This is a genomic window from Mycobacterium sp. THU-M104 (genome assembly GCF_049197365.1).
Classification (GTDB): Bacteria; Actinomycetota; Actinomycetes; order Mycobacteriales; family Mycobacteriaceae; genus Mycobacterium.
The window spans coordinates 1-9,356 of record NZ_JBMIOP010000216.1; the positions used below are offsets into that span (position 1 = coordinate 1).

The following is a 9,356-nucleotide window of genomic DNA, read 5'->3' on the forward strand; positions in this document are numbered from 1 at the left end:
CAGCCGTGGCCGCAACCACTCTCGCTGACCTCGCTGGTGGTTCTGGGCCTCGTGTCGCTGTTCTGGAAATGATCTCTCCCCTAACGTGTGCCTTGTGCGCTGGATCGTCGACGGGATGAACGTGATCGGGAGCCGTCCAGACGGCTGGTGGAAGGACCGCGGCCGCGCCATGGTGGCGCTGGTGGACAGTCTCGACCGGTGGGCGTCGACCCGGGAAGAGAACGTCACGGTGGTGTTCGAGCGGCCGCCGGCCAGGGCGATCGCCGCGTCGGTCGTCCAGGTCGCGCATGCCCCGCGGGCGGCGGCGAACTCGGCCGACGACGAGATCGTGCGGCTGGTGGGGGCCGACGCGCGACCGGACGGCATCCGGGTTGTCACCTCGGACAAGGCGCTGGCCGGACGGATCACCCGCCTGGGCGCCTGCGCCTATCCCGCGGAACGCTTCCGCGACCTCATCGAAGGGCGGGAGCCGCGCCGCTCGTGAGCACCACCAACCGCGTCTGCGAGCTCGCACGGATCGACATCCCGATCCTGCAGGCCCCGATGACCTACATCGCCGGCGCCCGACTGGCCGCGGCGGTGTCGAACGCCGGCGCGCTGGGCGTCATCGAGACCACCTTCGAGCAGGGCCGTGCCGATCTGCACCGGGTGCGTGCCCTGACCGAGCGTGCGGTCGGCGCCAACATCGCGCTGCTGATGAATCGCGACCCGGCCGTGGCCGACCTGCTCGCCGCCACCGGCATTCGCTTCTTGACGTCCTCCCCGCAGTGAAACTGCGGGGATTCCTCGTGCCCGCCGGCTGTCTCGATAGGCACTCACTCATGCGGCTGTCGCCGTGGGCTGGTCGGTCGTGGAAGTTCGCGCCGAGCGGCTGGGTCGCATCGTGGCCCGCGCTGTGCGTCGGGCTTTGATGCGCGCCACGGACCTCCGCGAGGACGGATGTCTGCGGCCTCGCCGCTTGTGTGCTGATGCACTACGGCTGGACTTCGACGACTCATCGACGTCCTGACGATGCAGCCAGCACTCACGCGCTGGCTGCAAGTCCAGCCGATCGACCCCATCGGCCTGGGTGCGGACGTGCAGTCCCAGATAGGCCGAAAACTCCTGCCGAAGGCGCGGCGGCACTGCAACGTGTCCAGCGGCCCTACTTCGACGGTGACATGGACGCCAGCGTCGCCGACACCGGTCAGGTCGCCGGGCGCATCGATGACATCGCACCGGCCACCGAGATCATCGAACGGACGGGGGCGGGGTGCCGCTCGGTGCTGGCGGCCACGACGGAACGGCTCGGGCCGGCCGAAGACTGAGCCGGTCCGCGATGCGCCGGGCGGTCAGCCCGCCGCCGCGAGCGCGGCGTCGTAGTCGGGCTCCTGCCCGATCTCGGGCACCAATTCGGTGTAGGCGACGTTGCCGTCCGCGCCGACCACGACGACGGCGCGGGCCAGCAGCCCGGCCATCGGCCCGTCGGTGATGGTGACGCCGTAATCCTCGCCGAAGCTGTCCCGGAACGCCGATGCCGTCTTGACGTTCTCGATGCCCTCGGCGCCGCAGAACCGCGAGAACGCGAACGGCAGGTCCTTGGACACGCACACCACGGTGGCCCCGCCCGCGGCGGCGCGCTCGTTGAACTTCCGCACGCTCGTCGCGCACACCGGGGTGTCCACGGACGGAAAGACGTTCAGCACCAGGGGTTTACCGTGGAACTGCGCGCTGGTAACCGAACCCAGATCACCACCGGTCAGGTTGAAGGTCGGGGCCGGGGACCCGACAGCGGGCAGCTCGCCGACGGTGTTGATCGCGTTTCCGTGCAAGGTTATCTGTGCCATGCGCACAGTCTGCCAAGCCCGGCGGGACGCCCCGGGGTCAGGGCTTGGTTGGCCACATCCGGTCAGGCGCCGGGCTGCAGGATTTGGGTCGAGGCCAACTGGCCGCCGGCCTGCATCCAGGCCGCGATCACCCCGGGCGCGTCACGGTTGGGGTTGTAGATGTCCTCCTCGCTGGAGAACAGGCCGTCGCCGGCGTAGACCAACCGGGTCCAGTTCGGAAACCAGAACGGTTCCCCCTCGAGGTCCGTGGGGTGGTCGAGCAGATTCTTGATCATGACGACGACGGCGTCGTTGTCCTCGTCATAGGCGATCCAGTCGTTGGGAAAGCGCACGTGCGGGAAGGGTGCCATCAGCGCGACGATCCAGTCCCGCACCGCCTCGCGTCCGCGGAACACCCCATAGTGGTGTTCGGTGTAAAGGACGTCCTCGGTGAAGAGGTCGGCAAAGGAACGCCAGTCGCCCGAAGCACTGCAGCCCTCGATGACGGTGGTGTAGTCCCGGACGGCTTGCTCGACTTCGGCCCTGCTGAATTTGCCCATGGCGGACAGACTAGAACGTGTTTCGGTGACCGGACACTCGTTGGAACGGGGAATCGTATGACCGTGTTGGACTTGTTCGATCTGCGTGGCAAGACGGCCCTGGTGACGGGGGCGTCCAGCGGCATCGGCAGACACGTGGCGCTGGCCTATCTGCAGGCCGGCGCCCGGGTGGCCGTCGCGGCAAGGCATACCGAACCGCTGGAGAGGGCGGCCGCCGACCTCGCCGCTGCGGGCCACGTCGTGGCCGTCCCATGCGACGTGACCCGGCCGGATCAGGTGAGCGCGATGCTGGACCGGGTCACCGCGGAGTTGGGCGGCGTCGACATCGCGGTCTGCAATGCCGGCCTCGTCTCGGTGCAGGCGCTGCTGGACATGGCGCCGGAGGAGTTCCAGCGCATCCAGGACACCAATGTGACCGGCGTGTTCCTCACGGCCCAGGCGGCAGCGCGCACGATGGTCCGCCAGGGCCGGGGCGGGGTCATCATCACCACGGCCTCGATGTCGGGCCACATCATCAACGTTCCGCAGTTGGTGGGCCACTACTGCACCTCCAAGGCCGCCGTCATCCATCTGACCAAGGCCATGGCCGTCGAGCTGGCTCCCCACAACATCCGGGTGAACAGCGTCAGTCCCGGCTATATCCGCACCGAACTGGTCGAGCCGCTGGCCGAGTACCACCGGCAGTGGGAACCGAAGATACCGCTCGGACGTATCGGCCGGCCCGATGAGCTCACCGGCCTCTACCTTTACCTGGCCAGCGAGGCATCCAGCTACATGACCGGCTCCGACATCGTGATCGACGGCGGCTACACCTGCCCGTGAGTCTCGGTCAGGAGCCGTTGACGATCCACTGCCGCGCCTGGTCCAGCTGCCCGCCCGGGAAGTGCCGGATCTCGGCGGACACAAAATGGGAAGTGAGGTGCTCGGCGACGTTGCCGAGGGGCGAGTCGGTGACCAGCGCGATCTTCTTCACGTGCCGGTGATGGTCGCGCACGAAGCGGAAGTGGGTGACCATCGATCCGAAACTGTCCCACCCCGGAAACGACGGGGCGCTGATGACGAGGCCGGCGAGGTCGCCATGGGCCTCGATCTGCGGGTCGACGGCCTTGGCGAGTTCAACGAAATCCGCTTTGTCCAGGGCTGACTTCGGTCGCACCTCCAGGATGGAATGCTCGGTGTCCAAGTCGTATTCGATCATCGTGTGCTCCTGAGGGATCGTTGGTGGATCGCTGCCGCCATGATGTCGGGAACCGGCCTGCGCGGATAAGGGCCCAAAGGCATCGGTCGACGGCGCGAAGTGCCCTTTACCCCTCCAGCTGACCGGCGATCCCCCGCTCGATGCCGGCCTGCGTCGAGGCCGGCAGCACGATGAGGCCGTCGAGTTCCCTGCCGGCCCGTTCGTAGGCGTTCTGCCGCTCCTGCGGCGACGCGGCCCGGTCCGAGGCGACCCGCAGCAGGCTCTGGGCACGCGCGATGCGTTGCTGGTCGGCTGGGGAGAAGTCGTTGCGGCGTCGCCGCTTCGCCTCGGCCTCGGCGATCTGGAACGCGGTCACGTAGTCCTCGACGGCGCCCCGGTAAAGCGCGGCGGCCTCCGGGTCGTCGAGCAGGTCCTCGGCTTTGACCGGACGCAACAGGTCGGCACCGAGTTTGGCCTTGTGGAACTCGACGGTGAGCGGGTCTCGCATGTCGGTCATGACCGGGAAGTCCAGCAGCTTCGCGACGTCGAGTTCGTAGTCGAGCCAGCGGGCGTCGGTGCGGGTGTGTTCGGCGATGACCCGCCGCAGCATCCGCCACTGCGCGGCCTGGCTGGTACCGGACGCGGGGCGGGTCGCCGCATCCGCGTCGCCTCGTGCCCCGTCCCGCGGGGCTTCGGTACGCTGCCTGTTGGCCGCGAACGCCTTCACCGCGGCGACGACCACGCCCGCCAGCGGCAGGATCACGATCAGCAGCTCCGCCAGCCGGAAAATGAGGCCCACCCGGCCAGGATGCCACTGGTGCGACCCGGAACCGCCGCGGAACTGCCCCAGCGCCACCCGGGCGTCAGCCATTCGGCGGCCGAGGCCGGGATGTCGCGGGTGTCATGCGAATCTGGACGGGTGGCGCGGGCCGACGCGGCGAACTTCTCCAACGCCGATGAGCACGGGGCCGGCGCCCTCTATGGGCTGGACACCGTCGCGATGGTGCGCTCTGCACGCGCCGGCTGCGCCGGCGCTCGGCGATGTTGGCTTCCTGACCACGCGGCCGACACCACCCAGTGATGTTCTTAGCCCGCGTCGGCGCCGTGCTTTCCCCATGCGGGATCGTGCCGAGCACCACGCCCTGCTAAAGGCGCGTGCCGACATGTCTCCCGCACGTCGATTGCCCGGTTGACAAGGAAGCGCTGTTTTTCCTACTCCTATGGATTACCAGGAATTGTCCTGGCGCACTCGCGGCAGAGAGTAGCTCATAGTCAAACTCAATGTCACCGAAATCGCGGTGCCTGAACTGCTTTACTCTGCCACCGGCCAAGCCGACATCGTGGCTTTTCCATAGCCGGACGAAGTCGCTGCTCACTTTCGAAAGTTCGAGGATTATTTCGGCCACATCTGGCTCATCAACATCTACGCCTACTGTACGGTGCACCGTGGCGACGACGGTTTTGGCGTAGGATTCCCAATTCACCCAGAAGTTTTTCGCCTCGGGATCCAGGAAAAGTATGCGCAGGATATTTCCAGTGATCTTGAATTTGCTGAAGAGCAGCGACGCGTGCGGGTTTTCGGCCAGCACGTCGCATCGACGGTTGACGATGTAGGCCGGACCGAGCGTCCACGCCTCCATGAGTAGAAGGAGATACTCGACGGGGCCTTGTTGCGAACCGAGCTCTTTCCGGCATCGGTGTTGCGGGATCGCGAGGTCGTACAGATAGTCCGCCTCGTCGGGAGACAGACTCAGCGCAATCACCAAGGCTTCCAACACCTGAACTGACGGATGCTTTTCTCGTCCCTGCTCCAACCGCGCGTAGTAGTCAGGGCTGATCCCCGCCCGCGCGGCCACCTCCTCGCGGCGCAACCCGGGCGTGCGCCGCCGCCTGCGCGACTCGCCATCGCACCCGGGCCGGAGCGTTGTCGCCTCGCGGCGCGCACGAAGAAATTCTCCCAGTGTCGTCGCCACGAGAAGATGGTAACCAGCGCGTTATCCTGGTTGTCAAATTCCTAGGTTAAGCTCGCTCTGTCTGCGACCGGCAGTCCCCAGCGACAATATGCAGTCGTGGCAGCACCGGACCGTTCGCTCGCTGGGCGTTTTTTCGCGCCATGCGCAGATTGGGATTTCGACAATCGATCCGCGTTTCTTCAGCCGTGTGGAACTTTTGGCCAGGGAATCCGCCAGCGCCCCGATTGCGTTCCCTCGTGATTTGCATTCTGTATTGCTTGCTGACAGTGCCACGCCTGGGGATTGGCGGCGCCTTCCAGCAGAGATCTGCCTGGTAGCGGCCATGCGGCGATATGGCCTCATGTTGATCTGGCTAGATGGAACACGAGTGAAAGGGCGGTGCGATGTTGCTGGGCGTCCTCAAGCGTATATGGATTCCGCTGGTGATCGTCGTGGTCGTGTCCGTCGGGGGATTTGTGGCCTACCGGTTACAGGGAATCTTCGGCTCGCACCGTCTGTCCGAAGCCGGCCCGGTCGAAAAGATTGTGCCGATCAACGTCAAGAACGTCACTTATGAGGTCACCGGCCCCCCGGGCACTGCCGGAGTTGTCAATTATCTGGACGCGGACGCACAACCGCAGCAGGCCAATTTCACCACGCTCCCATGGTCGTACACGGTGACCACAACCCTGCCCGGGGTGTTCACCAACGTGGTGGCCCAGGGTGACAGCGACACAATCGGTTGCCGGATTGTCGTGAACGGCATCGTGAGAGATCAACAATCCGCACACGGCCTCAACGCTCAGGTTTTCTGCCTGGACAAGGCCGCATGAACGGCGGTAACGGCGAACGGCCTTTTATCGCCCGGGCGATCCGTCGGCTGGCGGTGCCGATCGTCATGGGCTGGCTGGCTTTGACGGTCGCCGTCACCGTCCTCGTACCGCGGCTGGACGTGGTCGAACGGGAAAACTCGGTGGGGTTGTTGCCCAAGGATGCGCCGTCGCTGATCGCGATGAAGCAAATGGGCAAGGTATTTCATGAGTTTGATTCCGACAGCGTCGCAATGGTGGTGCTGGTGGGCGACCAGCCGCTGGGCGATGCAGCGCGCCGCTTCTACGACGATCTGGTACGCCAACTCGAGCGTGACACCAAGCATGTGGAGAAGGTGCAGAACTACTGGGGCGAATTGGTCACGGCCGGGGGTGAACAGAGCGCCGACAGCAAAGCCGCTTACGTGCAACTCAACCTTGCTGGCGACCAAGGCTCGACGAGGGCGGACGAGTCGGTGCATTCCGTGGAAGACATCGTGGCGCACTCACATCCGCCGGCGGGAGTCAAGGCGTATGTCACAGGTCAGGCGCCGTTGACCACCGACACCACGGAAGCCGGCGACAGGGGTCTGGCGAAGCGGACGGCGATAACGATCGGCGTGGCGACGCTCATGTTGCTGATCGTTTATCGCTCGATTGTCACCGTGCTGATCGTGTTGGCCGTGATCTTCATCGAATTGGCCTCGGCGCGCGGAGTCGTCGCCTACATCGGCAGCTTTCATCTGATCGGCTTCACGACCTTCGCGGTCAGTCTGCTCATGTCGCTGGCAATCGCCGCGGGCACGGATTACGCAATATTTTTTCTCGGCCGCTATCACGAGGCCCGCCAAAGCGGCGAGGACCGCGAGACGGCTTTTTATACGACATATCGTGGCGTAGTCCACGTCGTTTTGGGCTCAGGGTTCACCGTTGCCGGCGCCATGCTCTGTCTGCGGTTGGTGCGGCTGCCCTATCTCAATACTTTGGCGGTTCCGTGCGCAGTGGCGTTGTTCGTGGTGATCGCGGCCTCGGTGACATTGGTTCCCGCTCTGATCGTCATCGGCGGGCGTTTCGGTCTGCTCGACGCCAAGCGAAAAATGAATATCCACGGCTGGCGGCGCCTGGCGACGGCGACCGTCCGCTGGCCCGTGCCGATCCTGGCCAGCGCTGTGGTCGTCTCGATCGTGGGTGGGGTGACGCTGCCGGGATACCGCACCAACTACGACGACCGTTACTACGTACCGGCGAGCCTGGTGTCCAATGTCGGCGACCAGGCTGCCACTCAGCATTTCACCCACGCCAGGCTGAATCCCGATCTTTTGCTGGTCGAAGCCGATCACGACCTGCGCAATCCGGCGGATATGCTCGACTTGGACAGGATCGCCCAACAGATCTTCCGGGTGCCGGGCATCGCGCGGGTGCAAAGCATCACCCGTCCACTGGGATACAACATCGAGCACGGAACGATACCGTTCGCGATCAGCATGCAGCCGGTTCCCATTCGGGAGAACCTGCGATATCTGAAAGATCGTCTCGACGACATTCTCAAGCTCAGCCGCGACGACCTCGGTATGCAGATCGCGACTTTAGAGCACCAGTACACGGTGCAACAAGAGCTAACTGATTCGATAAGCGACAGTGCGCGAGTCACAGCTGACACGGCTGCCATTACGGATCAAATACGTGATCGCATAGCAGATTTTGACGATTTCTGGCGGCCGATCCGCAGCTATTTCTACTGGGAAAAGCATTGCTTTGACATCCCCATGTGCTGGTCTTTACGCTCCATCTTCGACGCGTTGGACGGTTTCGACAAACTCGCCGCGAACTTTCGTGCTCTCGCCAAAGATCTCCAAGACAGCGCTGATGCGTCCCGTAAGTTGGTCGCGTTGATCCCACCGTTGATCGCCGTCGCGAAGTCGATGCAGACCACGTTCCTCACCCTTTACAGCAGCTTCTCGGGCCTGGTTACTCAGATGGATCGTATGACCGACACCAGCACACTCATGGGCAAATTTTTCGACAAGGCCAAAATCGACGGATTCTTCTACATTCCGCCAGAGGTATTCGACAGTCCGGATTTTCAGACAGGCCTAAGACTTTTGGTCTCGCCTGACGGCAAGTCCACCAGAATGATCATCACGCATGACATCGACCCAGCGAGCCCCGACGCAATTTCACATGTCGACGCAGAACTCAAAGCCGCGCGCGAGGCGGTGAAAGAAACGCCGTTGGCCAGCTCGAAATTGTACCTTGGCGGCACAGCCGCGGCATACAAAGATATTGAGGAGTCCACTAAATACGACGTGATGACCGAGGCGATGGCAGCGCTGATCCTGATATTCGTCGTCATGCTGGTCATCACACGCGCGCTCGTCGCCTCCATGGTGATTGTCGGCACCGTGGTGCTGTCGCTGGCGACGGGCTTCGGGCTGTCCGTACTGATCTGGCAGCACCTCGTCGGCCTGGAATTGCATTGGATTGTGCTGCCTTTCTCTGTCACCATCCTGCTGGCCGTGGGATCCGACTACAACCTGTTGCTGGTCTCGCGGTTCAAGGAAGAAATCCGCGCAGGCATCAAGACGGGCATCATCCGCTCCGTGGGCGGCACCGGCGGCGTGGTGACCGCAGCCGGCCTGGTGTTCGCCTTCACCATGGCCTCGTTGGGGGTCAATGAGCTGTACACGCTCAAGCAGGGCGGCACCACCATCGGCCTGGGCCTGCTCGTCGACACGCTGATCGTGCGCTCGCTGATGATCCCGTCCATCGCTACCCTGCTCGGGCGCTGGTTCTGGTGGCCGTTACGGGTGCGCACACGTCCAGCCAGTGAACTGCTCCGATCGATCGGACCCCGTCCGCTGGTTCGCGCCCTTCTGCTGAGGGGGTAGTTCACTGAGCTCTCGCCACGTCGTCCCACTACCTTGAAGCCCATTGTCGTGCCTGCCACAGGGAGACCAAGTGGTCTCGCCCGTAAGTTCGTCGGGGGTTGTTACCAGACGCCGCGGGTGCCGAGTCTGCGCTGGCGGCGTCGAGACTGTGCTCAGCGCTACTTT

Annotated in this window: 10 protein-coding genes and 2 pseudogenes; 7 read left to right on the forward strand and 5 right to left on the reverse strand. The window is 64.2% G+C overall.

Annotation, left to right across the window (positions count from 1 at the left end; all coding sequences use genetic code 11):
- The first annotated feature begins 94 nt into the window (after positions 1 to 94).
- From ACOJVU_RS16705 to ACOJVU_RS16715, 3 genes and pseudogenes are all read left to right on the forward strand, one after another.
- Positions 95 to 484, forward strand: coding sequence for an NYN domain-containing protein (locus ACOJVU_RS16705; RefSeq protein WP_421530787.1), 390 nt, complete (start codon positions 95 to 97; stop codon positions 482 to 484).
- Positions 481 to 762 (forward strand): annotated as a pseudogene (locus tag ACOJVU_RS16710) (nitronate monooxygenase); the annotation flags it as partial. The gene ACOJVU_RS16705 and the pseudogene ACOJVU_RS16710, both read left to right, overlap by 4 nt.
- Before the next feature lie 347 nt (positions 763 to 1,109).
- Positions 1,110 to 1,214 (forward strand): annotated as a pseudogene (locus ACOJVU_RS16715) (nitronate monooxygenase); the annotation flags it as partial.
- 117 nt (positions 1,215 to 1,331) lie between these two features.
- Here ACOJVU_RS16715 and tpx read toward each other — a convergent pair.
- On the reverse strand, positions 1,332 to 1,826 hold the full coding sequence (gene tpx, locus ACOJVU_RS16720) for a thiol peroxidase (protein ID WP_421530788.1): 495 nt from the start codon (positions 1,824 to 1,826) through the stop codon (positions 1,332 to 1,334).
- 62 nt (positions 1,827 to 1,888) lie between these two features.
- Complete coding sequence (locus ACOJVU_RS16725) at positions 1,889 to 2,365, reverse strand: nuclear transport factor 2 family protein (RefSeq protein ID WP_421530789.1); 477 nt, start codon at positions 2,363 to 2,365, stop codon at positions 1,889 to 1,891.
- Between the two features lie 57 nt (positions 2,366 to 2,422).
- Here ACOJVU_RS16725 and ACOJVU_RS16730 point away from each other — a divergent pair, with 57 nt between their 5' ends.
- Entirely contained in the window at positions 2,423 to 3,187 is a 765-nt protein-coding gene (locus tag ACOJVU_RS16730; protein WP_421530790.1) for an SDR family oxidoreductase, read from the forward strand.
- A 7-nt stretch (positions 3,188 to 3,194) separates the two neighbouring features.
- On the opposite strand, the gene ACOJVU_RS16735 is transcribed toward ACOJVU_RS16730, so the two are convergent.
- Entirely contained in the window at positions 3,195 to 3,563 is a 369-nt protein-coding gene (locus ACOJVU_RS16735; protein ID WP_421530791.1) for an STAS/SEC14 domain-containing protein, read from the reverse strand.
- 106 nt (positions 3,564 to 3,669) lie between these two features.
- Positions 3,670 to 4,341, reverse strand: coding sequence for a hypothetical protein (locus ACOJVU_RS16740; RefSeq protein WP_421530792.1), 672 nt, complete (start codon positions 4,339 to 4,341; stop codon positions 3,670 to 3,672).
- Between the two features lie 18 nt (positions 4,342 to 4,359).
- On the opposite strand from ACOJVU_RS16740, the gene ACOJVU_RS16745 reads away from it, so the two are divergent.
- Positions 4,360 to 4,623, forward strand: coding sequence for a hypothetical protein (locus ACOJVU_RS16745; protein WP_421530793.1), 264 nt, complete (start codon positions 4,360 to 4,362; stop codon positions 4,621 to 4,623).
- 64 nt (positions 4,624 to 4,687) lie between these two features.
- Here ACOJVU_RS16745 and ACOJVU_RS16750 read toward each other — a convergent pair whose 3' ends face one another.
- Entirely contained in the window at positions 4,688 to 5,515 is an 828-nt protein-coding gene (locus tag ACOJVU_RS16750) for a helix-turn-helix transcriptional regulator (RefSeq protein WP_421530794.1), read from the reverse strand.
- A gap of 386 nt (positions 5,516 to 5,901) precedes the next feature.
- Between ACOJVU_RS16750 and ACOJVU_RS16755 the strand changes: the two genes are divergently transcribed.
- Positions 5,902 to 6,327: an MmpS family transport accessory protein gene (locus tag ACOJVU_RS16755; protein ID WP_421530796.1), complete on the forward strand. Its 426-nt coding sequence runs from the start codon at positions 5,902 to 5,904 to the stop codon at positions 6,325 to 6,327.
- A complete protein-coding gene (locus tag ACOJVU_RS16760) occupies positions 6,324 to 9,191 on the forward strand; it encodes an RND family transporter (RefSeq protein ID WP_421530795.1) in 2,868 nt (955 codons plus the stop codon). The genes ACOJVU_RS16755 and ACOJVU_RS16760 overlap by 4 nt, the downstream gene beginning before the upstream one ends.
- Positions 9,192 to 9,356: the final 165 nt, after the last annotated feature.